The organism is Mesorhizobium sp. B2-3-15 (assembly GCF_006442875.1).
Lineage (GTDB): Bacteria > Pseudomonadota > Alphaproteobacteria > Rhizobiales > Rhizobiaceae > Mesorhizobium > Mesorhizobium australicum.
On sequence record NZ_VFVO01000002.1, the window covers coordinates 590,491 to 614,424 of the forward strand.

The window sequence follows — 23,934 nt, forward strand, 5'->3', positions numbered from 1 at the left end:
GCGCCATGACCTTCTCCATCGTCGCACGGTGCCAGCGCACCGGCATGTTCGGAGTGGCGGTATCCTCGTCATCCCCTGCGGTCGCGGCCCGCTGCGCCTATGCACAGGCCGGCGTCGGCGCCGTTGCCAGCCAGAATGTCACGGACCCGACGCTCGGGCCACGGGCGCTGGAGCTGATGGCGCGAGGCGCCTCCGCCGCCGAAGCCGTCGCGATCCTGAAGCGCACGGCTGCTTTCAGCGAATACCGGCAGGTCCTGGCGGTCGACAAGGCCGGCGGCAGCGCGATCCATTCGGGACCGAAAGCGCTTGGCATCTGGAGCGAGGCACGCGGCGAGGACGTCGCCTGCGGCGGCAACCTGCTTGCCAGCGATAGGGTTCCGCAAGCCATGGTGGACGCCTTTCTCGCCTCCGAAGGCGATCTTGGCGACCGGCTGATCGCCACCATGCGAGCCGCGCTCGAGGCCGGCGGCGAGGCTGGGCCTGTCCGCTCCGCCGGCATGAAACTGGTACGCGATGTGTCATGGCCCGTCGCCGACCTGCGTTGCGACTGGACCGAAGGGTGTCCGATCGAGCAGCTGGCAATGCTGTGGGACATCTATAAGCCCCAGCTCGATGCTTATGTCACGCGCGCCCTCAACCCGTCCGGTGCGCCAAGCTACGGCGTTCCCGGTGATGAGTAATTCGACAATCTGGAGCCGGCATGAGCGAACTCAGTCATAAGGATTGGATCAGCAAAGCCTCGGCTATCCGTTTTCGCGACAGGGCGTTCATCGACGGCAAGGCAATGCCCGCGCGTTCCGGCAGAACATTTACCAGCATCAATCCGGCCACCGGAGCAACGCTCGCTGAGGTGGCTTCCTGCGGCGAAGAGGACATCGACCTTGCCGTCGCCGCGGCGCGCCGCAGTTTTGAGGCCGGCGTCTGGTCGAGAGCGACCCCTCAGCATCGCAAACGGGTGCTGCTGCGGCTGGCGGAATTGCTGCGCGAGAACCTGCAGGAGCTCGCGCTGCTGGAATCTCTTGATATGGGCAAGCTGGTCAAGGACGCAGCGACCGTCGACGTGCCGGGGTCGGCGGCGATCTTCCAATGGTATGGCGAAGCGATAGACAAGGTCTATGACGAGGTGGCGCCGACGGCCCGAGGCGACCTTGCTTTGGTACGGCGCGAGCCGCTCGGGGTCGTGGGCGCCGTCGTGCCGTGGAACTTTCCGCTCGACATGGCGACCTGGAAATGCGCGCCCGCGCTGGCTGCGGGCAATTCGGTGGTGCTCAAACCCGCCGAGCAGTCGCCTTTCTCGGCGCTCAGGCTGGCCGAGCTTGCCATGGAGGCAGGGCTGCCCGCCGGCGTGCTCAATGTGGTGCCCGGCCTCGGCGAGACGGCCGGCCAGGCGCTTGGCCGTCATATGGACGTGGATTGCCTTGCCTTCACCGGATCGACCGCTGTCGGCAAGATGTTCCTGCAATATTCCGGCCAGTCGAACATGAAGCAGGTCTGGCTGGAGACCGGTGGCAAGAGCCCCAATCTGGTGTTCGCCGATTGCGGTGATCTGGACGCGGCAGCCGACATGGCCGCCTTCAGCATCTTCTTCAACCAGGGACAGGTATGCTCGGCCAACTCCCGGCTTCTGGTGGAGCGCGGCATCAAGGATACGCTCGTCGAGAAACTGGCGCAGCGCGCGACGGCGACCCAGCCCGGCGATCCGCTCGACCCTGCATCCAGGATGGGTGCGATGGTGGACGCGCGCCACGCGGCGACCGTCATGCGTTTCGTCGATGGCGGCAAGAAGTCGGCACGGCTGGTGACTGGCGGCGACCGGGTTACCGTCGACGGGCGCGGCAGTTTTGTGCAGCCCACGATCTTCGACGACGTCTCGCCCGACGACCCGCTTGCGCGCGACGAGATATTCGGTCCGGTCCTGTCGGTGATCGCCTTCGACACCGAAGACGAGGCGCTTCGCATCGCCAACGACAGCGTCTACGGCCTGGCCGCATCTCTGTGGACCGACAGCCTGTCGCGGGCGCATCGTCTCGCGGAAGGGCTGCGCGTCGGCACGGTTTCCGTGAACACCGTCGACGCGCTGAGCCCGATGACTCCCTTCGGCGGTTTCAAGCAGTCCGGCTTCGGGCGCGACCTGTCGCTGCACGCGCTCGACAAGTACACCGCGCTGAAGACTACCTGGATAAAATATTGAGAAGCGGCCGCGACTTGATCGCCGGCTGCAAACCGGCAACATAGCCACCATGCCGCTTCGCTTCACGCTGAGACAACTCGAATATTTCGTCGCCGTTGGCGAAGCGGGTTCGATCGCCAAGGCGGCCGAGCAGGTGAATGTCTCGCCGCCATCGATCTCGGCGTCGATCGCTCAGCTCGAAGCCGAGTTCGGCGTGCAGCTTTTCGTGCGCAAGCATTCGCACGCGCTGGCGCTGACGGCGGGCGGGCGCCTGTTCCTCAAGGAAGCAGCGCGTCTGCTTAACGACGCGGATGCGCTGCACGACATTGCCGGGGATATCGCCGAAAAGGTGCGCGGACCGCTGGCGATCGGCTGCCTGCTCACTTTCGCCCAGATCGTGCTGCCGGCACTGCGCAAGAAATTCGAGGACGCCTATCCCGATGTGCGGGTCAGGCAATTCGAGCGCAACCAGGGGCAATTGTTCGAGATGCTCCAACGTGGCGAAATAGACGCCGCGCTGACCTACGATCTGGAGCTGTCGCAAGACATGACTTTCGAGCCGCTGATGCAGTTGCCGGCCTATGTCATGCTGCCGGCCGCGCATCGCCTGGCGGCGAAGGCAGGTATCACGCCCGAGGAACTGGTCGATGAGCCGATGGTGCTGCTTGACCTGCCCTACAGCAGAGAATATTTCCTGTCGGCTTTCCAGCCCAGGGGCCTGCGGCCCAAGATCGTCGAGCGTACCGGCGACATCGCCGTGATGCGCTCGATGGTCGCCAACGGCTTCGGCTACGGCATCGCCAATATGCGGCCGCTCAACACCATGTCGCCGGACGGCAAATTGCTGGTCTTTGTGCCTTTGTTGGGCGACCTCAGGCCGCTGACCATAGGGATTGCCCTGCCGAACGCCGAGCATCGCACGCTGACGGTGCAGGCCTTCATCGACCACTGTCGCCGCTTCGTCGTCGAGCAGGGCGTCTTCGGTACCGAGCGCATCGTGAAGTGAGGCCTGCCATGCGGCTCACGGCCAGCCGTCCGTGAGCCGTTCCAGCAATCTGTCCAGCATCGCGTCGCAACGACGCAGCTGTTCGACGCTGACAAATTCGTCGGGCTTGTGTCCCTGCGCCATGGAGCCCGGCCCGCAGACGACTGCAGGCGTGCCAAGATCGCGGCTGAACAATCCGCCCTCCGTGCCGAACGCGACTTTCATCGTGTCGTTGGCACCGGTCAGCGACTTGACGAAAGCCACCGCCTCCGATGCGGCCGGCGTGTCGAGGCCCGGATAGGTGTTGGTGATCTCGATGTCGATCGCTGCCTCTGCCGCGATCGAAGCGGCGTCCTCGGCAATGCGCACCGCGGCGGCGCGCAGCCTGTCGAGAATGCTGGCGGCGTCGTCGGCGGCAATGTTGCGGATCTCGAAATCGACGTGGCAGAGGTTGGGCACGATGTTGAGCGCGACACCGGCGTTGATCTTGCCGACATGAACCGTCGTGTAGGGAATGTCGTAGTCGCCGTCGCGGGCGCCGTCGCGGGCCAGCCGTTCCTGTTCGTCACGCAAGGCGCGCACGAAATCGCACCCGAGGTGGATCGCATTGAGCGCCAGCGGGGCGAGCGCCGAATGGCCTTCGCGTCCCCTGCAGACGGCGCGAGCGGCAAGCTTGCCCTTGTGCCCGGTCGCCACCTGCATGTTGGTCGGCTCCCCGACGATGCACAGCAGCGGGCGTTGCGGCGCCGCACGCAGCATTTCGATCAGGTCGCGCACGCCAAGGCAGCCGACTTCCTCGTCACAGGAGAGCGCCAGATGCAACGGCGTCCGAAGCGCGATCCTGGAGGCCTTGATGCAGGTGGCGAGCGCAGAGGCCACAAAACCCTTCATGTCCGCCGCGCCGCGCCCATAAAGCTTGCCGTCACGCTCGGTCATTTCGAAGGGAGGCAGCGTCCAGTTCTGGCCGTCCACGGGAACGACGTCGGTGTGGCCGGACAGCATGACACCGGGTCTGCCTGCCGGGCCAATGGTGGCAAAGAGGTTGGCCTTGTGCCTGTCCGCGCCGTGGACGATCTGGCAGGCAACGCCGCTCGCTTCGAGCAAGTCGGCCGCATAGCCGATCAAGTCGAGGTTCGAGTCGCGGCTCACCGTGGGGAATGCGATCAGCCGTTCGAGAATCCTGATGCTGTCCATTTTCTGTCTCTCGGTCGGGTTCTGGCTGTCTAGCATCATGCCGCCGATGCTCTGAAGTCGCATTTCGCTCAGCCCCGGTTCAACGCAGACTAATTCGCGCCGGCGCGCGCGATTAGGCGCGTCCTAATCGGCACAGAAGAAATCCGTAGTTTTCCCGCGCCGGCTCGAACTTATGAGTAGTCTCGGCAGCACCGGCGGTGCCGAGCCGGCAGGGAGGAAGCTACATGCGCGACCCACGCTACGACATCCTGTTCGAGCCGATGAAGATAGGTCCGGTGACGGCCAAGAACCGCTTCTATCAGGTTCCGCACTGCAATGGCGGTGGCTATCGCGATCCATCGGCGGCGGCAGAGATGCGCCGCATCAAGTCGGAAGGCGGCTGGGGCGTGATCTTCACCGAGCAGACGGAGATGCACCATACCTCCGAGATCACGCCCTTCATCGAACTGCGGCTATGGGATGACGCCGACATTCCGGCTTTGGCCAAGATGGCCGAGGCCATGCACGAGCACGGGGCGCTGGCTGGCATCCAGCTCGCCTATTCCGGCATCAACGGCCCCAATCTCTACACCAAGGAGGTGCCGCGCGGGCCGTCGGCCCTGCCGATCCGCACCTTCACCAATGATCCGGTGCAGGCGCGCGCCATGGACAGAGAGGATATCCGCGACCTGCGCCGCTGGCACCGCAATGCCTTCAAACGCGCCAAGCAGGCGGGTTTCGACCTTGTCTGCCTCTATGGCGCGCATGGCTTCGGCATCATCCAGCATTTCCTATCGACGGCCACCAACCAGCGCGGTGACGAATATGGCGGCTCGCTGGAAAACCGTTCGCGGCTGATGCGCGAGCTGATCGAGGAAGGGCGCGACGCGATTGGCGACACGTGCGGCCTGACGCTCAGGCTGTCGCTGGACGAGATGATCGGTGAACTCGGCTTCGCCAATTCGGAAGTCCGCGACATGATCGAGATGCATGCCGAACTGCCCGATCTTTGGGATCTCGCGCACGGCGCTTGGGAGGATTGCTCGGGTCCGTCACGCTTCAAGGACGAGGCGGCGCAGGAAAGCCTGGTGTCGGGCATCAAGAAGCTGACCTCGAAGCCGGTCGTCGGCGTCGGCCGCTTCACCTCGCCCGACGTGATGGTCAGGATGATCAGGTCGGGCACGCTCGACTTCATCGGCTGCGCGCGCCCTTCGATCGCCGATCCCTTCCTGCCGAGGAAGGTCGAGGAGGGGCGTATCGAGGACATCCGCGAATGCATTGGCTGCAACATCTGCATCACCGGCGACATGACCATGTCGATCTCGCGCTGCACGCAGAACCCGACCTTCATGGAGGAATGGCGCAAAGGCTGGCATCCGGAGCGCATGCAGGCGAAAGGCGACAGCGACAGCGTGCTGATCGTCGGCGCCGGGCCTGCCGGACTGGAGGCCGCGCGTGCGCTCGGCCTGCGCGGCTATAAAGTGGCCATCGCGGAAGCGGGCACCGAGCTTGGCGGACGCGTGGCGCGCGAAAGCAAACTTCCAGGCCTGTCGGCCTGGGGCAGGGTGCGCGACTATCGGCAGTATCAGCTCAGCCAGATGCCCAATGTCGACATCTATTTCGAAAGCCGGCTGTCGGCCGGTGACATCCTCTCGTTCGGCTTCCAGAACGTCGCCATTGCCACCGGATCGACCTGGCGCCGCGACGGCGTCGCGCGTGCCCATGTCGTGCCGATGCCGATCGACGCCGCGATGCCGGTCTACTCACCCGACGATCTGATGGCCGGCAAGGTTCCGGCCGGCAAGGTCGTGCTGTTCGACGACGACCACTATTACATGGGCGGCGTTCTCGCCGAGCTGATGGCGCTTCGGGGAACGAAGGTGACCCTGGTGACGCCATCGGCTTATGTCTCGGACTGGACCCGCAACACGCTGGAGCAAGGGGCCATTCACCGCCGCCTGGCTGAACTCGGCGTCGATATCGTCCTCAACAGGACCGTCACGAGTGTCGCTTCAGGTGGCGTCGTGACGGCCTGCGTCTACACCGGCGCTAAACAGGATCTGGCGGCCGATGCCGTCGTCCTGGTCACGTCACGCAATCAGGAGGACGCCGTTTGGCGCGAGCTCAAGGCGCGGGAAAACGAGTGGGCCGACAACGGCATCCGTTCGGTCAAGGTCATTGGCGACGCCGAAGCACCGGGGCCGATCGCCTGGGCAACCTATGCCGGCCACCGCTTCGCCCGGGAGCTGGACGAACCTGACATCGGCGACGCATTGCCGTTTCGGCGGGAAGTCGCCGCACTGGCTGCGGAATAGAACGCCGGAGCGCGGCAGACCAGATCGCCCGCCCTTCCTGGTCGAAGAAGTGCAGATGCCCGGGTTCGGCCCGCAGGCCGACCTCGGCGCCGGTTTCGGGCGCCGGTCCTTGATTGTGGCCGGTCCTTGATTGTGGATGACGAGGCAGGTCTGACCACTGTCCAGCTCGACATGGAGGAGCGTGACGGCGCCGGTGTATTCGGCGAGCCTTACCTTGCCGCGCAGCGATCCTGTTCCTCTGCTCCGACGCCGCGAGCTTCGTCTACGGCGCCGCGCTCGACGTGGATGGCGGCTCGATGTTCCGCTGACCGGGAGGGCAGCGGCTCCGGCGACGCTCGCTGACCCTTCCCGCCATTTATAGAGTTCAGTCGGTCGGACGGTCCGCGACCGAACGCCGCCCGTCGATCCACAAGGCAAGCAAGGTGCAGGCCGCGCCCGAGAGCAGGTAGGCGCCCGCCGCGATGAGGCCGAAATTGCCGGCCAAAAGCAGGGCTGCGAGCGGCGCGAAGCCGGCGCCGAACATCCATGCAAGATCTGAGGTTATTGCCGAGCCGGTATAGCGATAGTGCCGCGAAAAGCTCGATGCGACGACGCCCGACGATTGCCCGAAACTCAGCCCCAGCAGGATGAAGCCCAACACCATGAACAGGGCCTCCCCGACGGTGCCGCCATCCAGGAGCTGCGGGGCAAAGCCGCTGAACGTCGCGATGGCGATCGCCGAACCGCCGAGCAGCGCACGGCGTCCGACACGATCGGCCAGTGGCCCCGACGCGACGATGGCCGCGATGCCGAACAGCGCGCTCACCGCCTCGATCGTCAGGAAGCGCGCCGGCCCCTCACTGGTGAACAGGAACACCCAGGAGAGCGGAAACACCGTCACCATGTGGAACAGGGCGAAACTCGCCAGCGGCGCGAAGGCGCCGATGACGACATTGCGGCCTTCGGCCCTGACCGTATCCCTGATGCGCGTCGGCTGCAGGTCGCCGCTCTCGTACAATCTTGAAAATTCGGGCGTCACCACAATGCGCAGCCTGGCAAACAAGGCCACGACATTGATGGCGAAGGCGACGAAGAAAGGATAGCGCCAGCCCCAGGCAAGGAAGTCGTCGGCCGACAGGTTGGCGACGAAGAAAGCGAAGAGGGAACTCGCCACGATGAGGCCGATCGGCGCGCCGAGTTGCGGGATCATGGCGTAGAAGCCACGCCGGTTCCGAGGCGCGTTCAGCGCCAGCAGCGAGGGAAGTCCGTCCCAGGTTCCGCCGAGCGCCACGCCTTGCCCGATGCGGGCCAGCGCCAGAAGCCAGATCGCAAGCGCGCCGATATCGCTATAGGCCGGAAGGAACGCGATGGCGACGGTCGAGGTGCCGAGCAGGAACAGCGCGATCGTCAATTTCGCCCCCCGGCCATAGGCGCGATCGACGGCCATGAACAGAACGGAGCCGAACGGACGGGCGATGAAGGCCAGTGCGAAGATGGCGAAGGAGTAGAGCGTTCCGACGAGCGGATCGTGCGTCGGAAACACCAGCTTTGGGAACACGATGACGGACGCGATCGCATAGACGAAGAAGTCGAAGAATTCCGACGTCCTGCCCACGATCACGCCGACCGCGATATCGCCCGCGCTGACCTGGCCGTGGTCCGAGCCGATCAGCCCGCTGTTTGTTTCGGCAGTCGAAGTCTGAGCCATCTTGTCCGTCGCCACCGCGTGGAATGAAATATCTGGGACCCAATCACAGGGATTCCATTGTGCGCGGCACACTGTGCCAGACCCACCCCGGCTGGGCATTGGACAAATTGTCCAATGTCAGCGCGCCGCCGCCGGCAGTAGCCCTTTGTTGATACCGCACCGCAACATCCCTCCGCGTGCGGCGGTCCATCGAGGGCAGCATCTGATGAGACGATTTGGGGCCTTGCTTCTGTTTCCCCTGACCGGGCTGTTGAGCGGCTGCGATATGGTCGTGCTCGCGCCGGCAGGCGATGTCGCGGCCCAGCAGCGCGACCTGCTGGTGGTCTCGACCTTGCTGATGCTGATCATCATCGTTCCGGTCATGGCGCTGACTGTCTTTTTCGCCTGGCGCTACCGGCACTCCAATGCCTCGGCGACCTATGCGCCGGATTGGGATCATTCGACGAAACTCGAACTGGTGATCTGGGCAGCACCGCTTCTCATCATTATATGCCTTGGCGCGCTGACCTGGCTCGGCACGCATTTGCTCGACCCGTACCGCCGGATCGACAGGATCGAACCCGGCCAGCCCGTCACCCAGTTGCACAAGCCGCTGAGGGTCGAGGTCGTGGCGCTCGACTGGAAATGGCTGTTCATCTATCCCGATTACGGCATCGCTGCCGTCAACGAGCTGGCGGCGCCGGTCAACCAGCCGATCGACTTCCGCATCACCTCCTCGGCGGTGATGAATTCCTTCTACATTCCAGCCCTCGCCGGGCAGATCTATGCCATGCCGGGCATGGAGACGAAGCTGCACGCCGTCATCAACCGGCCGGGCACCTATAGCGGTTTCTCCGCCAATTATAGCGGCGCCGGCTTTTCGGGCATGCGCTTTGCCTTCCACGGCCTATCCGATGATGCCTTCAGCCAGTGGGTGGCACAGGCCAGGACCGCATCCGCGGCTCTCAACCGCGACAGTTATCTCGAACTCGAAAAGCCGAGCGAGAACGAACCCGTCCGCCACTACGCCTCCGTCGATCCCGACCTCTATGGTGCCATCCTCAATCTGTGCGTCGAGCGCGGCAAGATGTGCATGGACGAGATGATGTCGATCGACGCCAAGGGCGGTCTCGGCCTTGCGGGCGTGCGCAACACCTTGCCGCTGCAATATGACAAGCTCGCGCGGCGCGGCGCGGTGTTCGGAAACGATCCCTCCTATGTCGCCAGCATCTGCACGGCGGAGGAGGCCGCTGCCGTCTCGCGCGCGTCGCGCGATGCCCGGCCGACCTATTGGCCGGCGAAGAACCTGTCCCCGCTGCGCGGGGCGGGACTGCTCCGGCCCCGGACAGACAGCCGCAGCGCGGCGGCCGATACGCCGGCCCTCGGCCTGCTGCGGCGCGAATTGTGAGAGACTTGCGATGCCCTATACGCTGACCAAATTCATTTTCGGCCGCCTCACCTGGGACTCGCTGCCGCTGCATGAGCCGATCGTTGTCGCCACCTTCGCCGCGGTGGCGCTCGGCGGCATCGCGCTTCTCGGCGTCATCACCTATTTCAAGCTGTGGGGCTACCTGTGGCGTGAATGGTTCACCAGCGTCGACCACAAGAAGATCGGCATCATGTACATGGTGCTGGGGCTGGTCATGCTGCTGCGCGGCTTCTCGGACGCCATCATGATGCGCCTCCAGCAGGCCATCGCCTTCAATGGCTCCGAGGGCTACCTGAACTCACATCACTACGACCAGATCTTCACCGCCCATGGCGTCATCATGATCTTCTTCGTGGCGATGCCCTTCGTCACCGGGTTGATGAATTTCGTCGTGCCGCTGCAGATCGGCGCCCGCGACGTCTCATTCCCCTTCCTCAACAATTTCTCCTTCTGGATGACGGTCGGCGGCGCCATCCTCGTCATGGCGTCGCTGTTCGTCGGCGAATTCGCCCGCACCGGCTGGCTCGCCTATCCGCCGCTTTCCGGCATCGGCTACAGTCCCGACGTCGGCGTCGATTATTATATCTGGGCGCTGCAGGTGGCGGGTGTCGGCACGACGCTGTCGGGCATCAACCTGATCTGCACCATCATCAAGATGCGCGCGCCCGGCATGACGATGATGCGCATGCCCGTCTTCACCTGGACGTCGCTCTGCACCAACGTGCTGATCGTCGCCTCCTTCCCGGTGCTGACGGCGGTGCTCTCGCTGCTGGCGCTCGACCGCTATGTCGGCACCAACTTCTTCACCAATGACTTCGGCGGCAATCCGATGATGTATGTCAACCTCATCTGGATATGGGGTCACCCGGAAGTCTACATCCTCATCCTGCCGCTGTTCGGCGTCTTTTCCGAAGTCACCTCGACCTTCTCCGGCAAGCGCCTGTTCGGCTACACGTCGATGGTCTACGCCACGGTGGTCATCACCATCCTGTCCTATCTCGTCTGGCTGCACCACTTCTTCACCATGGGCTCCGGGGCCAGCGTCAATTCCTTCTTCGGCATTACGACGATGATCATCTCGATCCCGACGGGAGCGAAGATCTTCAACTGGCTGTTCACAATGTACCGGGGCCGCATCCGCTTCGAACTGCCGATGATGTGGACGGTGGCCTTCATGCTCACCTTCACCGTCGGCGGCATGACCGGCGTGCTGCTTGCCGTGCCGCCGGCGGATTTCGTGCTGCACAACAGCCTGTTCCTGATCGCGCACTTCCATAACGTCATCATCGGCGGCGTGCTGTTCGGGCTGTTCGCCGGCATTGCCTACTGGTGGCCCAAGGCCTTCGGATTCAAGCTCGACCCGTTCTGGGGCAAGGTCTCGTTCTGGTGCTGGGTGGTCGGCTTCTGGTTCGCCTTCATGCCGCTCTACGTGCTCGGCCTGATGGGCGTGACACGCCGCATGCGCGTGTTCGATGATCCCTCCCTGCAGATATGGTTCGTCATCGCCGCCTTCGGCGCGGTGCTGATCGCCTGCGGCATCGCCGCCTTCCTGATCCAGATCTTCGTCTCCATCCGCAGGCGCGAGGCGCTTGCCGATCCGACCGGCGATCCATGGGACGGCCGCACGCTCGAATGGTCGACCTCCTCGCCGCCACCTGCCTACAATTTCGCCTTCACACCTGTCATTCGCGACAACGATGCCTGGTTTGACATGAAGCAGGCCGGCTACGTCAGGCCGCTCGCCGGCTTCAAGCCGATCCACATGCCCAGCAATACCGGCACCGGTGTCATCCTGGCCGCCTTCAGCGTCGCGCTCGGCTTCGCCCTGATCTGGTACATCTGGTGGCTGGCGGCGCTGAGCTTCGTTTGCCTCATCGCCACCGCGATCGGCCACACCTTCAACTATCACCGCGACTTCCACATTCCGGCAGCCGAAGTCACTCGGACGGAAGAGGCGAGGACGACGCTCCTCGGGGCTGGGGTTTGAGCATGGCATCGACAGCAATCACAGCCGGCACCGAACCGGTGTTTCACCTGGAAGAGGAGCATGCGCACGCCGAAGGCGGCTCCACCATGCTCGGCTTCTGGCTCTATCTCATGAGCGACTGCCTGATCTTCGCGATGCTGTTCGCCGCCTATGGCGTGCTTGGCGGCAACTACGCGGCCGGGCCGGCACCCAAGGACCTGTTCGACCTCGATCTGGTGGCGGTCAACACCGCCATGCTGCTCTTCTCGTCGATCACCTATGGCTTCGCCATGCTGACCATGGACAGGGGTCGCGTGGGGGCGACGCAAGCCTGGCTCGCCGTCACCGGCCTGTTCGGCCTGGCGTTCCTGTCGATCGAGCTCTATGAATTCTCGCACATGATCCATGAAGGCGCGACACCGCAGCGCAGCGCCTTCCTGTCGTCTTTCTTCACCCTGGTCGGTACGCACGGCCTGCATGTCACCTTCGGCATCGTCTGGCTGGTGACGCTGATGACCCAGGTCGCACGATTTGGCCTCGTCGAGGCGAACCGCCGCCGGCTGATGTGCCTCTCGATGTTCTGGCATTTCCTTGACGTCGTCTGGATCGGCGTCTTCACCTTCGTCTATCTGATGGGAATGTTGCGATGAGCGCTCATGATCATGCCGAGGGTCACGGCCATGCCCATGGAGGAGCAGCACACGGATCGTTCCGGAGCTATCTGACCGGCTTCATCCTGTCGGTGATCCTGACCGCCATCCCGTTCTGGCTGGTCATGAGCGGCGCCATCGACGACAAGCAGGCGATGGCCATCGTCATCATGGCCTTCGCGGTCGCGCAGATCGTCGTCCACATGGTCTTCTTCCTGCATATGAACACCACCTCGGAAGGCGGATGGTCGATGCTGGCGCTGATCTTCACGCTGATCCTGGTCGTGATCGTACTGACCGGCTCGCTCTGGGTGATGTATCATCTCAACGCCAACATGATGCCGGGGCTGCACGACATGCGCGAGATGCCATGAGCCCGGTTGCGGGCTCTGGGAGAACCAACACCGAGGCGACGGGCATCGGTCCGCGGCCCGCGTCGCAAGAGGGCGCCGGCCGGTCGTCCGCATCGCGCCTTGTCCTTGTGCTGCTCGGGCTCCTCGGCGTGCTGGTGTTTGTCGGGCTCGGCATATGGCAGCTGGAGAGGCGGGCCTGGAAGCTCGACCTGATCGCGCGTGTCGACCAACGCATTCATGCCCCGGCTTTCGAAGCGCCTGGCCCGGAGAGCTGGAACGGCATCACCGCGGCCCGCTACGAATACAGCCATGTGCGATTGGCCGGACGCTTCCTGGGCGGCGCCAACACGCTGGTCCAGGCGGTGACGGAGCTTGGCGGCGGCTATTGGGTGCTGACGCCGATGCGGACCGACAGTGGCTTCGTCGTGCTGGTCAATCGCGGCTTCATTCCCCCGGAGCGCAAGGCCGAGTTCGGACAAGAGAGCGGCGGCTCAACCGCGCCGGCCATCATCGATGGACTGTTGCGCATGAGCGAGCCAGGCGGTGGCTTCCTGCGCAAGAATGACACCACGGGCAATCGCTGGTATTCGCGGGATGTCGCTGCCATCGCAACCGCGCGCGGCCTGACGGATGTCGCACCCTATTTTGTCGATGCTGAGGCATCCGGCATCGACGGCTGGCCACACGGCGGGCTGACCGTCCTGACTTTCCGCAACAGCCACCTCATCTATGCTTTGACCTGGTTCACGCTCGCTGCGATGCTTGCCCTCGCCCTGGCCAAGCCGATGACCGGCCGCCCCCAGCGGCAAGGACCAGCAAGATGAGCGTTCCCACGCAAGCGCTCCGCCGCGACAAATCGCTGGTGACGGCGTCCCTTGCCGCCAACAATGGCGCGGTACCAAATCCCGAAGCAACGAACAGGAAGAACCTGTTCCTGCTCATACAACTGCGTTGGCTGGCGGTGGCGGGTCAGGTGCTCACCATTCTGGCGACGCAATACTGGTTCGAGATCCCGCTGCCGCTGGCGAAGATGGCCGGCGTGGTGCTTTTCCTGGTTGGCCTCAACATCTTCAGCTTGCTGGTCCTGCGCGGTATCAGGCCGATCACCAACATCCAGCTCTTCGTCGCGCTCATCTTCGACATGGCGGCACTGACGACGCAGCTTTACCTGAGCGGCGGCGCGTCCAATCCGTTCGTATCGCTCTACCTTCTGCAGATCACGCTCGGCGCGGCACTGCTGACCCCAAGGTTTACCTGGATCCTGGTGGCGGCCGCGTCGGCCTGCTTCGTCTTCCTCATCTTCCTTTTCCAGCCGATCGCCATCCCGCATCATGGCGGCAGCGATCTCCTGTCCCTGCATATCAGGGGCATGTTCATCTGCTTCGTGCTGGCCGCCGGCCTGATCGTGATCTTCATGACGCGCATCGACCGCAACCTGCGCGAACGTGATGCCTATCTCGCCGACCTGCGCCAGCGCTCGGCCGAGGAGGACCACATCGTGCGCATGGGCCTGCTGGCCTCCGGCGCCGCGCACGAACTGGGTACGCCGCTTGCCACGATATCCGTCATCCTGTCCGACTGGCGCCAGATGCGCACCCTTGCACGCAACCGCGAACTGGCGGCCGACATGGCCGAAATGCGGGCGCAGATCGAGCGCTGCAAGCGCATCGTGTCCGGCATTCTGATGTCTTCCGGCCAGGCCAGGGGCGAGGGAACGATACGCACCACCATTCGCGGTTTCCTCGACGATCTAGTCGAGGAATGGCGCATCAGTCGCCAGCCATTCAAGCTGGAATACACGAACGATTTCGACCCGGACGAGCAGATCGTGTCCGACACGGCGTTGAAGCAGGTCATCTTCAACGTGTTCGACAACGCCCAGGAAGCGTCGCAGGCTTGGGTCGGCGTCACCGCCGAGCGGCAGGGCGACAAACTGGTGATTGCCGTAAGCGATCGTGGGCCGGGTTTCGACGAGACTATTCTGGCGGCGCTTGGCCAGCCCTATATGTCGAGCAAGGGACGGCCAGGGGGCGGTCTTGGTCTTTTCCTTGTCGTGAACGTGGTCCGGAAACTGGGAGGTGATTTTTCCGCGCGCAACATGGAGCAGGGCGCCTGTGTTACGCTTTCGCTGCCGCTCGCGGCGCTGACCGATGGAGATGATCATGAGGCCTGATCGATCCCTCTTTATCGTCGAGGACGACGCGACCTTTGCCAAGACGCTGAAGCGCTCCTTCGAAAAGCGCGAGTACGACGTCATGGTCTGCCACGACAGGGAAGCCTTGCTCGACGCCCTCGAAAAAGCCGTTCCGGCTTATGCCGTGGTCGATCTCAAGCTTGGAGCCGGAGGTTCCGGGCTGGAGTGCGTCAAGCTGCTCAGCGCCCGCGATGCGTCGATCAGGATCGTCGTGCTGACAGGGTTTGCCAGCATCGCCACAGCGGTCGAGGCGATCAAGCTCGGCGCCAGCCATTACCTGGCCAAACCCGCCAATACCGATGACATCGAAGCCGCCTTCGGCCGTGCCGAGGGCGACGTTTCCGTACCGCTTTCCAGCCGGCCCACCTCGATCAAGAACCTGGAGTGGGAGCGCATCCACGAAACCCTGGTCGAAACCGGCTTCAACATCTCCGAGACGGCGCGCCGGCTTGGCCTGCACCGGCGCACTCTGGCCCGCAAGCTCGAGAAGCGTGTGGTGAGATAGCGGGAAGGTCCGGCGAGCCGCGGTGCCGCTCTCGGCACAGCCTTAAAAGAGGACCGCCCCACAGCTCCGACAGTTTTATGCGAGCGCCTCCGTTCACCGCGGCGGAGACGCTGGCCACCCGCGTCGGTTCCTGCCGGCGGCTCAGGAACGAGTTCCCGCATGCGGCGTTGCGTATCCGGATGGCAGTGCCGGAAGTCATGAGAACGCACCGCCGGTCGGAGATGCGTTGATGTCGATGCCAGGCTTGGCTTATGGCCCATTGGGCGACCGGTGCATGCATGTCTGTGTGGATATGCAGAAGCTGTTTGCCGAACCGTCACCTTGGGCGACGCCCTGGATAACCCGTGTCCTGCCTCAAATTGAGAGGCTGGTCGAAAGGCGTGCGGAACAGACGGTCTTCACGCGCTTCCTGCCTGCGCAAAGGCCGGGGCAAGGCGCTGGTACATGGAAACGCTATTATGAGCGCTGGGCCTCGATGGCGATCGACAATATCGGGCCGGAGATGATCGAACTGTTGCCGGCGCTCGCCGCTTACTGTCCGCCGGCGGCAGTCATCGACAAGCACATCTATTCCCCCTGGTTCGAAGGGCGCCTCAGGGCCTTTCTGATGGAACGCGAGATCGACACGCTGGTCGTCACGGGAGGCGAAACCGATGTATGCGTCCTAGCCACCGTGCTCGGCGCCATCGATTTCGGCTATCGCGTGGTGCTCGTCACCGACGCATTGTGCAGCTCTTCCGACGCAACGCATGACGCGCTGCTTACCGTCTATCACCAGCGCTTCGCGCAGCAGGTCGAGACAGTCGAGATGGAAACGGTTCTCTCGAACTGGACTTGACGCCAGTGTAGCGTCAGCCTTCCCTGCGGGGTCTGTAGTGCTTATCTGTCCCAATCGCGGACATTGGAGCAGGCAAACGTGGCGCAACGATCGGGCAGTGCTGATCTTCCCCTTCACGGTGGACGCGTGCCGAAATGGCTGGGCGACCGCATGACCCGTCTCGGTGCCGTCATGTGCGAGGCGATCATCCATCACTATGGCCGCAACGAATTGCTGCGGCGTCTGGCGCATCCGTTCTGGTTCCAGTCCTTCGGCGCGGTCATGGGCATGGATTGGCATTCGTCCGGCGTCACCACCAGCGTCGTCGGCGCCTTGAAACGCGGCCTCACGCCGCTGTCGGGCGAACTCGGTATCCACGTCTGCGGCGGCCGTGGAGCGCATTCGCGCAAACCCCCCCACGAGCTTGCCGCCATTGGTGAGCGCATCGGCTTCGACGGAGCCCGCCTTGCGACCGCCAGCCGGCTTGTCGCCAAGGTGGACAGCGCCGCCGTTCAGGACGGGTTCGACCTCTATCTGCATGGCTTCATCGTCACCGACGACGGCGACTGGGTGGTGGTGCAGCAAGGCATGAACGGCGACAGCAAGGTGGCGCGCCGCTACCATTGGCTGTCCGAAGGTTTGAATAGCTTTGTCGACCAGCCGCATGCTGCCATCGAAGGCGCCAACCAGGGCGAGATCGTCAACCTGACCGACCGCCGCGCCGAAGCCTCGCGCCAGGGACAGCTTGATCTCCTCCAGGATCTTGGGCCGGACCGCATCCTTCGGGAGTTCGCCGCGCTGGAGCCCGGTACGGCACCGGCTCCGGTACAGCCCCTGCTGCCGCATTTGATCATGCCGGCTCATCACGACGTCCGCGAAAGCGACGTCGTGATGCATCGCCTTCATGGCAACATGGCCGCCGCCGCCGAGCGAGGTCCAGCCGATTTTGCCGAGCTTCTCCTGGTTCCGGGCGTAGGCGCCCGCACGGTGAGGGCACTCGCTCTCGTTGCCGAAGTGGTGCATGGCGCGCCTTGCCGATTTTCGGACCCGGGTCGTTTTTCGCTGGCGCATGGCGGCAAGGACAGGCATCCTTTCCCTGTACCGCTCAAGGTCTATGACGAGACGATCGGCGTGCTGAAGTCCGCCGTGCAAAAGGCCAGGCTCGGTCGCGAAGAGGAAATCGGCGCCCTGAGGCGGCTCGACCATCAGTCGCGGCAGGTCGAGCGATACGTCACGGGTCCCAGCCTCAAGGAAATTGTCGCCGGCGAATTCGACCAGTCGCATCTGCTTGGCGGCCGCAGTGTCTTTGGTTGGGAACCGGCGCCGGATGAGTTGAGCGCCGACGAGAACAGGAAGGCGTGACGGGCCGGGCATCACGCCACGCGCCGGTACCTGTAGTGGTCCTTGATGAATTTATTGAAGAAGCGGCCTTTCGAAGGAGCGCGCATGAACGCCGCATAGGTAGCCGGGGCGACGTCCTCATAGTCATAGCGGTTGCCGTGCGGCACGAACCAGACCGAGAGGATCCTGGTCGCGGGATCGTATTGCGTGTTTCGAATGACGGTCGATGGCATGCTGGCACCTGACGGCTCAGCCAAATAACCCGCCAGGGGTGGTGCGGTTCCGTGCCGCCATCCGACATTGCTACCTGTCGCTTGGGTTGCCGAACTTCGCATCGCGTTTCCTCGAATATCGATCGATGCGCGGCAGCTTGTCGGCAAAGTCGACCCAAGGCAGCCTGAGGTCCCAATAGGCATGGGCCTGTGGCCGCAGCCCTTCGGGTTTGTCGAAGAATCCGATCGTCAGATAAAGCTCGTCCGGCAGCCCTTCGTCGCTATAGCCTATCGAACTCCCGCAGTCGGGACAGAAAGTGCGGATAACACCCGGCGTCTTGGAAAAGGCCTTTGGCGCCCCCCTCAAAAGATTGAATTGGCTCGGCCGATACCCGACCCAGACGGTGAGTGGACTGCCGATGGCCCGTCGGCAATCGTCATCGTGATCGTAGCATATCCAGAAAGGCTCACCGTCCATGGTGGCGGCGATCGCCCCGCAAAAGCAGGCCCCGGTTTCAACGCGCGGCATCCGGCACTCCAAGGCTAGAACGCGTCCGGCGGCCCCCGACGGAACCGCCGTTGCTAAACTTTCACGCTCCTCCCGCGGTTCCGTTGCGCCGGTTTTGGGACGTATCCAGGGCGGGCAAGCGCGGTTCCCATATTGCCTTGTGGTCCGGCCTTCACCATCTAGGCAAAATGTCGCCGCTCAAACCGAAAACAGCCGGCCGTGTGGCCCAGCACGATCTCTTCGGTGCCGCTCAGGATGATCTGCCGGAGGGTTTCGCCTACCAGACCGGACTGATCACGCCACAGGACGAAATCGAACTCGTCCATCATCTAGAGGCACTGCCCTTCAAGGCCTTCGACTTCCATGGCCATCTGGCAAACCGGCGTGTCGTCGGTTTTGGCCTTCGCTACGATTATGACCGGCGCGAGGTGGTCGAGGCACCGCCGATACCTGATTTTCTGCTGCCCTTGCGCGAAAAGGTCGCGGCTTTTGCGCGCCGGCCGGCCGAAACCTTCGCGCAGGTCTTGATCAACGAGTACCGGCCCGGCGCCGGTATCGGCTGGCACCGCGACAAGCCGCATTTCCAGGATGTCGCGGGCGTTTCGCTGCTGGCGCCCTGCGATTTTCGCCTTCGGCGCAAGAATGGGTCTAAATGGGAGCGTCGGACCATCACTGTCGAGCCGAGATCGGCCTATCTCATGACGGGGCCGTCGCGGTCGCAATGGGAGCACAGCATCCCGCCGCTTGCCGAGCACCGCTACTCGATTACCTTGAGGACATTGCGGCCTCGCAATCCCTGAGCATGCGCAGAGGTTTGCACGGGAAGTTCCGCATCATCTCGCCATAGTGCTCAACCCGACCCGCGTGCAGCGGGGCGGGTTGAACGATCCTGTGCTCTAACTCTTTGTTTTTATGCAATTCCGAACGGAAAACCGCTACGCATTTTCCCTGGAATTGCCCTAGGTCAGCACCAGCACGATTTTGTATGTATCCGGATCGACGATGACGATCCGGCCGTCGGCGAGAACGAAATACTCGTACGCCTCGTAGGCCGGAACGATCTTGACGATGCGAGCCGGCAAGCGATGCAGTCTGACCTTGTGCCGCGGAACTTCGATGCCGACGGAGACGTCGAAGTCGACGTTCGTGACCGGCTCGACCTTGGTTTCCCTGATCACATGAGTGATCTGGGTCTTCTGTTCAACCGTCACATTGTTGATGGAAGCGGTCGAGGTCTTGTCCTGCGTGGAGGCCTTGCCTTGGGCCTGCTGATCGGTCTGGACCTTTGTCTTGTCCTGAGCCTGCTGATCCGTGGTGGTGCCGGCCTTGCCCTGTGCCTGCTGGTCGGTCTGGACCTTGGTTTTGTCCTGGGCCTGCTGGTCGGTCTTGGTGCCAGCCTTGCCCTGCGCCTGCTGGTCCGTCTGGATCTTCGTCTTGCCCTGGGCCTGCTGGTCCGTGGTGGTGGCGGCCTTGCCCTGGGCCTGCTCGTCCGTCTTCTCCTTGGCCTTGCCCTGGGCCTGCTCCTCTGTCTTGGCCTTGGTCTTGTCCTGAACCTGCTGATCAGTCTGGGACTTGGTGCCCTGTGCCTGCTCCTTCATCTTCGAGCCCTTCTGGCAGTTGGTCGTGCCGGAAGCGCAATTTGTGTCCGCTCCTGATTGGCTATCGGCGGGCTGCTGCGTCTGAGCCATCGCCGTCCCGCAGCCTAGCCCGATCGCCAGCATGCTGGTAATGAGAACATGTTTCATAGGAAATCTCCTTCGGAGAGTTCGTCCCTTCAAGGGGTAAAACTTCGGCCAAAAAAGATTGTTCCGAACTGGCTGCGTTAATGCACCACTCCCGATTAGGTCTCGAGATCGATCTTCACGGTCTTACTTCACGCCGATGCCGGCGGTGAGGCCGCCATCTATCTTGTAGTCGGCGCCTGTGCAGAAGCCGGCCTTCGACGAGCACAGGAAAGCGATGAGTTCCGCCACTTCCTCCGGTTCCCCGATGCGGCCGAGCGGATGGGCCGCGCCGAAGCGCCTGTAGGCCTCTTCCACGTCGGCATCGCTGCCGCCGTCGCCACGCGCGGCCTTTTCGAGGATCGGTGTGCGGATCGAGCCCGGGCTGACCGAATTGACCCTTATGCCGGACGCGGCATAGTCGAGTGCCAGCGAACGCGTCAGCGTATGAATGGCGCCCTTGGTCGTGGCATAGGCGGCAACGTTCTGCTGACAGGCGAAGCCCTGCACCGAAGCGACGTTGACGATGGCGCCGCCGCCACGCTTGATCATTTCCGGGATGCCGAAATGGGCGGTCAGATAGATCGAGCCGACATTGACCGTCATAGCGCGGTTCCACGTTTCCCAGTCGGTTGTCGTCGCCGTTCCGTAGGGATGCACCGCCGCCGAATTGACGATGACGTCTATGCCGCCGAATTTCGCCACGCCGGCCACGACCGCGTCGCGAACCTGCTCGGAAACGGAGACGTCAACCGTTTGCACCAGCGCATCGGCTCCGGACTTGGCGAGGCTTTCCTGCATGGCGGCGTTGGCCGCGCTGTCGATCCCGCAGGCGACGATCGCGGCGCCCCCAGCCGCCAGGCGTTTGGCGGCTGCCAGGCCGATACCGGTCGTTCCTGTCACCAATGCCACCTTGCCGTCAAAATCCTTCATTGCGGAAGCTCCTTCATTGCTATCGAAACCGGCTCTTAGTTTGACACTCATCGTGGTCAAACAATAGGTTGCCGGTCTCTCGCAGAAAGGAAGTGGCAATGGAACAGTGTTGGCGTTGGTACGGTCCCGATGATCCGGTGACGCTTGAACATGTCAAACAGGCTGGCGCCACCGGCGTGGTTTCAGCGCTTCACCATATCTATGATGGCAGGGCCTGGCCTGAGGCCGATGTGCTCGAACGCAAGCGCATCATCGAGGCGGCTGGGTTGACCTGGTCGGTCGTCGAGAGCATTCCGGTTCACAATTCCTTCAAGATCGGCGCGCCGGAGCGCGAGCGCTATGCCGGCTATTATCGCGACAGCATCCGCGCGCTCGCGAAGGCCGGAATCCAGACGATCTGCTATAATTTCATGCCTGTGGTCGACTGGACTCGCACCGACCTGGCCTACCGGCTGCCGACGACCGGTTATGCCTTGCGCTTCGACGCCATCGACTTCGCTGCCTATGATCTCTTTGTCTTGCAGCGCAAGAACGGCGCGGCAAGCTATACGCCGTCACGTATTGCCCAGGCCGAGGAGCGCCTGAAGGCGCTGACACCGGAGCAGATCGGCCAGATCGAGCGCAATCTGATCGCCGGCCTGCCGGCTACGGAGCGTAGCTATAACAGGGACAGTTTCCGCGAGGCGCTGGCGGAATACGACGCGATTGGGCCTAAGGAACTGCGCGACAATCTTGCCTGGTTCCTGCGCGAGATCATCCCGGCGGCCGAAGAGGCGGGTGTGCGTATGTGCATCCACCCCGACGATCCGCCCTTCTCGCTTTATGGCCTGCCGCGCGTCGTTTCGACGGCCGAGGATGCGCGTTTCATCCTCGAGACGGTCGGCAGCCCGGCCAATGGTTTGACCTTCTGCACCGGCTCCTACGGTACGCGCGCCGACAACGACATTGTCGCCATGGTCAAGGAATTCGCCGACCGCATCCATTTCGTCCATCTGCGCAACATCACCATCGAGGAGGACGGTTCGTTCTACGAGGCCGAGCATCTCGAGGGCGGCACGGACATGGCGCATGTCATCCTCGCTTTGATGCAGGAAGAGAAGCGCCGTCGCGGAGAAGGCCGAGCCGACTGGCAAATTCCGATGCGGCCCGATCATGGCCATCTGCTTGCCGACGACATCGGCAAGAAGAAGATCAACCCCGGCTATTCGCTCATCGGCCGGCTGAAAGGCCTGGCGGAGCTGCGCGGCATCATGCGTGCGGTGGAGCGGTTCGGGCTGGCCTGAAGCCATCGGGCGGCAAGCTAACGTTTGCGATCTTCCGCCGGAATGTCGCGACAGGTCTGAGCGAGCGCTTCGCTTCGTCCGGCATCCGCGTGCCCTAGCCACCCGATTGTCGATGAAGCCGGGGCTGCCCTGCGACGAGAAGTGGCCTCGACGGGTGGTCAACAATTTCATCGAGCTGGCACGCAAATTTTCGAGGCCGGTCGTGTAGTGCTCGTCGGCGCACTTCATGCTTGGCCAGTGTCCGATGAAAGCGGGCGACTTTCGCGCCACTGGGACCAGCCATCGGCGCGGGGCACGCTTATGAGAAAAGGACAGTCCTTTGACGATCTTCCCTTTCACCGAAGCCAGTCCGATCCAGTTCCAGGCGCCGCTGCCGAAGACGTCGGATGTGGTCATTGTCGGCGGTGGCATCATCGGCGTGACCGCGGCCTTGTTCCTGGCCCGTCGCAACATACCGGTGACCTTGCTGGAGAAGGGACGCATCGCCGCGGAGCAGTCCTCGCGCAACTGGGGCTGGATCCGCCAGCAGGGCCGCGACGCGGACGAATTGCCCATCGTCATCGAAGCGCAGCGTCTCTGGCGCCAACTGGCCGAGGAGTGCGGCGAGGACATAGGCTTGACGCAGACGGGCGTGACCTATCTTGCGCGGACCGACAAGGAGATGGCCGGTTTCGCCAAGTTCCTGAAGATCGCCGAGGCCCATGGCGTCGACACGCGCCTCCTCGACCAGGGCGAGACCGCCAAGCTGATCCCGGCCATGTCGCGCCCCTTCAAGGGCGCCATGACCACGCCGTCGGACATGCGTGCCGAGCCTTGGGTCGCCGTGCCGGCGCTTGCCCGCCTGGCCGCTCGCCAGGGTGTCACAATCATCGAGAACTGTGCGGCACGCATGCTCGACATCTCAGCAGGGCGCATCAGCGGTGTCTGGACCGAACGAGGCCGCATCGCCACCTCGAACGTGCTTGTCGCCAGCGGCGCCTGGACGTCGCTGTTCCTGCGCGCGCATGGCGTCTCGATCCCGCAGCTCAGTGTCCGCACGACCGTCGCGGCGACCGCGCCTATGCCAGAAATCCATGCCGGCGCTGCCGCGGACGAACGCATCGCCTTCCGGCGTAGAAAGGACGGCGGGTACACGCTCGCGGCGGGAGGCAGCCACCTGCTCTATGTCGGGCCGGATGCATTGCGTCACGCACCGAAATACCTGCCTGCCCTGAAGGCAAATCCTTTCGGCACGCGCTACCTGCCGGCGGCGCCGCGTGCATATCCGGACAGCTGGTCCACCCCGCGCAAATGGGATGCCGACAAGGAAAGCCCGTTCGAACGCATGCGCGTTCTCAATCCTGCCCCGGAACCCAGGGCCCTTCGCGCCATCGATCATGGGTTCAAGGCGCTTTTTCCGCAATTCGAGGCGGTGCCGCTCAGGGCAAGCTGGGCCGGCATGATAGATGCGATGCCGGATGTCGTGCCTGTGGTCGATCGCGCCGCAACGGTCGATGGCCTCGTCATCGCCACCGGGATGAGCGGCCATGGCTTCGGCATAGGGCCTGGCATGGGCCGCGTCCTATCCGACTTGATCCAGGGCAACGAGACTGGACACAACCTTCACAGGTTCCGTCAATCCCGGTTCAGCGACGGCAGCCCTATCCAGATGGGACCATCGCTTTAGGCGAGATTGCCCTGACGCCGGTTGGGGCGGCAGGTCAGGTCGGGCGA

The 23,934-nt window shown here is 63.5% G+C and carries 22 protein-coding genes and 1 pseudogene; 17 read left to right on the forward strand and 6 right to left on the reverse strand.

What is annotated here, in order from left to right; translation table 11 throughout:
* The first annotated feature begins 5 nt into the window (after positions 1 to 5).
* The 3 genes from FJ954_RS06765 to FJ954_RS06775 are packed head-to-tail and all read left to right on the forward strand — an operon-like array spanning position 6 to position 3,176.
* Positions 6 to 680, forward strand: coding sequence for a DUF1028 domain-containing protein (locus tag FJ954_RS06765; RefSeq protein ID WP_140660839.1), 675 nt, complete (start codon positions 6 to 8; stop codon positions 678 to 680).
* Positions 681 to 700: 20 nt separating this feature from the next.
* Complete coding sequence (locus FJ954_RS06770) at positions 701 to 2,191, forward strand: aldehyde dehydrogenase (protein ID WP_015316458.1); 1,491 nt, start codon at positions 701 to 703, stop codon at positions 2,189 to 2,191.
* A 49-nt stretch (positions 2,192 to 2,240) separates the two neighbouring features.
* The gene (locus tag FJ954_RS06775; protein WP_015316459.1) at positions 2,241 to 3,176 is read left to right on the forward strand and encodes a LysR family transcriptional regulator; all 936 of its coding nucleotides are present in this window, start codon (positions 2,241 to 2,243) and stop codon (positions 3,174 to 3,176) included.
* Positions 3,177 to 3,191: 15 nt separating this feature from the next.
* On the opposite strand, the gene argE is transcribed toward FJ954_RS06775, so the two are convergent.
* The gene (argE, locus tag FJ954_RS06780; protein ID WP_140660906.1) at positions 3,192 to 4,349 is read right to left on the reverse strand and encodes an acetylornithine deacetylase; all 1,158 of its coding nucleotides are present in this window, start codon (positions 4,347 to 4,349) and stop codon (positions 3,192 to 3,194) included.
* Positions 4,350 to 4,573: 224 nt separating this feature from the next.
* On the opposite strand from argE, the gene FJ954_RS06785 reads away from it, so the two are divergent.
* Together FJ954_RS06785 and FJ954_RS32335 are read left to right on the forward strand one after the other, a co-directional pair.
* Positions 4,574 to 6,643 (forward strand): FAD-dependent oxidoreductase, encoded by a 2,070-nt coding sequence (locus FJ954_RS06785; RefSeq protein ID WP_140660840.1) that lies wholly within the window; start codon positions 4,574 to 4,576, stop codon positions 6,641 to 6,643.
* Positions 6,644 to 6,864: 221 nt separating this feature from the next.
* Positions 6,865 to 6,951 (forward strand): annotated as a pseudogene (locus tag FJ954_RS32335) (SDR family NAD(P)-dependent oxidoreductase); the annotation flags it as partial.
* A gap of 56 nt (positions 6,952 to 7,007) precedes the next feature.
* On the opposite strand, the gene FJ954_RS06795 reads toward FJ954_RS32335, so the two are convergent.
* Positions 7,008 to 8,330: an MFS transporter gene (locus FJ954_RS06795; RefSeq protein ID WP_140660841.1), complete on the reverse strand. Its 1,323-nt coding sequence runs from the start codon at positions 8,328 to 8,330 to the stop codon at positions 7,008 to 7,010.
* 205 nt (positions 8,331 to 8,535) lie between these two features.
* On the opposite strand from FJ954_RS06795, the gene cyoA reads away from it, so the two are divergent.
* The 9 genes from cyoA (at position 8,536) to FJ954_RS06840 (ending at position 17,585) form a co-directional block, all read left to right on the forward strand.
* A complete protein-coding gene (cyoA, locus tag FJ954_RS06800; protein WP_140660842.1) occupies positions 8,536 to 9,717 on the forward strand; it encodes a ubiquinol oxidase subunit II in 1,182 nt (393 codons plus the stop codon).
* 10 nt (positions 9,718 to 9,727) lie between these two features.
* Positions 9,728 to 11,725, forward strand: a complete 1,998-nt coding sequence (gene cyoB / locus FJ954_RS06805; RefSeq protein ID WP_140660843.1) for a cytochrome o ubiquinol oxidase subunit I — start codon at positions 9,728 to 9,730, stop codon at positions 11,723 to 11,725.
* Positions 11,722 to 12,354 (forward strand): cytochrome o ubiquinol oxidase subunit III, encoded by a 633-nt coding sequence (gene cyoC / locus FJ954_RS06810; RefSeq protein ID WP_210243306.1) that lies wholly within the window; start codon positions 11,722 to 11,724, stop codon positions 12,352 to 12,354. The genes cyoB and cyoC overlap by 4 nt, the downstream gene beginning before the upstream one ends.
* Complete coding sequence (cyoD, locus tag FJ954_RS06815) at positions 12,351 to 12,728, forward strand: cytochrome o ubiquinol oxidase subunit IV (protein WP_140614600.1); 378 nt, start codon at positions 12,351 to 12,353, stop codon at positions 12,726 to 12,728. The genes cyoC and cyoD overlap by 4 nt, the downstream gene beginning before the upstream one ends.
* On the forward strand, positions 12,725 to 13,531 hold the full coding sequence (locus FJ954_RS06820) for an SURF1 family protein (RefSeq protein ID WP_140660845.1): 807 nt from the start codon (positions 12,725 to 12,727) through the stop codon (positions 13,529 to 13,531). The genes cyoD and FJ954_RS06820 overlap by 4 nt, the downstream gene beginning before the upstream one ends.
* Entirely contained in the window at positions 13,528 to 14,880 is a 1,353-nt protein-coding gene (locus tag FJ954_RS06825; protein ID WP_140660846.1) for an ATP-binding protein, read from the forward strand. Before FJ954_RS06820 ends, FJ954_RS06825 begins: the two co-directional genes overlap by 4 nt.
* A complete protein-coding gene (locus FJ954_RS06830) occupies positions 14,870 to 15,406 on the forward strand; it encodes a response regulator transcription factor (protein ID WP_181166251.1) in 537 nt (178 codons plus the stop codon). Before FJ954_RS06825 ends, FJ954_RS06830 begins: the two co-directional genes overlap by 11 nt.
* A 229-nt stretch (positions 15,407 to 15,635) precedes the next feature.
* Positions 15,636 to 16,244 (forward strand): isochorismatase family cysteine hydrolase, encoded by a 609-nt coding sequence (locus FJ954_RS06835; protein WP_015316470.1) that lies wholly within the window; start codon positions 15,636 to 15,638, stop codon positions 16,242 to 16,244.
* 78 nt (positions 16,245 to 16,322) lie between these two features.
* Entirely contained in the window at positions 16,323 to 17,585 is a 1,263-nt protein-coding gene (locus FJ954_RS06840) for a DUF763 domain-containing protein (RefSeq protein ID WP_140660848.1), read from the forward strand.
* 11 nt (positions 17,586 to 17,596) lie between these two features.
* Here FJ954_RS06840 and FJ954_RS06845 read toward each other — a convergent pair whose 3' ends face one another.
* Together FJ954_RS06845 and FJ954_RS06850 are read right to left on the reverse strand one after the other, a co-directional pair.
* Positions 17,597 to 17,797, reverse strand: a complete 201-nt coding sequence (locus tag FJ954_RS06845) for a KTSC domain-containing protein (RefSeq protein ID WP_140660849.1) — start codon at positions 17,795 to 17,797, stop codon at positions 17,597 to 17,599.
* Between the two features lie 70 nt (positions 17,798 to 17,867).
* On the reverse strand, positions 17,868 to 18,305 hold the full coding sequence (locus FJ954_RS06850) for a GFA family protein (protein ID WP_015316473.1): 438 nt from the start codon (positions 18,303 to 18,305) through the stop codon (positions 17,868 to 17,870).
* Positions 18,306 to 18,472: 167 nt separating this feature from the next.
* Here FJ954_RS06850 and FJ954_RS06855 point away from each other — a divergent pair, with 167 nt between their 5' ends.
* Positions 18,473 to 19,084, forward strand: coding sequence for an alpha-ketoglutarate-dependent dioxygenase AlkB (locus FJ954_RS06855; protein WP_140660850.1), 612 nt, complete (start codon positions 18,473 to 18,475; stop codon positions 19,082 to 19,084).
* Positions 19,085 to 19,243: 159 nt separating this feature from the next.
* Here FJ954_RS06855 and FJ954_RS06860 read toward each other — a convergent pair whose 3' ends face one another.
* Positions 19,244 to 20,029 (reverse strand): DUF1236 domain-containing protein, encoded by a 786-nt coding sequence (locus tag FJ954_RS06860; protein ID WP_140660851.1) that lies wholly within the window; start codon positions 20,027 to 20,029, stop codon positions 19,244 to 19,246.
* 123 nt (positions 20,030 to 20,152) lie between these two features.
* Positions 20,153 to 20,938, reverse strand: a complete 786-nt coding sequence (locus FJ954_RS06865; protein WP_140614593.1) for an SDR family oxidoreductase — start codon at positions 20,936 to 20,938, stop codon at positions 20,153 to 20,155.
* 98 nt (positions 20,939 to 21,036) lie between these two features.
* On the opposite strand from FJ954_RS06865, the gene uxuA reads away from it, so the two are divergent.
* Entirely contained in the window at positions 21,037 to 22,221 is a 1,185-nt protein-coding gene (gene uxuA / locus FJ954_RS06870) for a mannonate dehydratase (protein ID WP_140660852.1), read from the forward strand.
* Between the two features lie 319 nt (positions 22,222 to 22,540).
* A complete protein-coding gene (locus FJ954_RS06875; protein WP_140660853.1) occupies positions 22,541 to 23,887 on the forward strand; it encodes an FAD-binding oxidoreductase in 1,347 nt (448 codons plus the stop codon).
* The last annotated feature ends 47 nt before the right edge of the window (positions 23,888 to 23,934 follow it).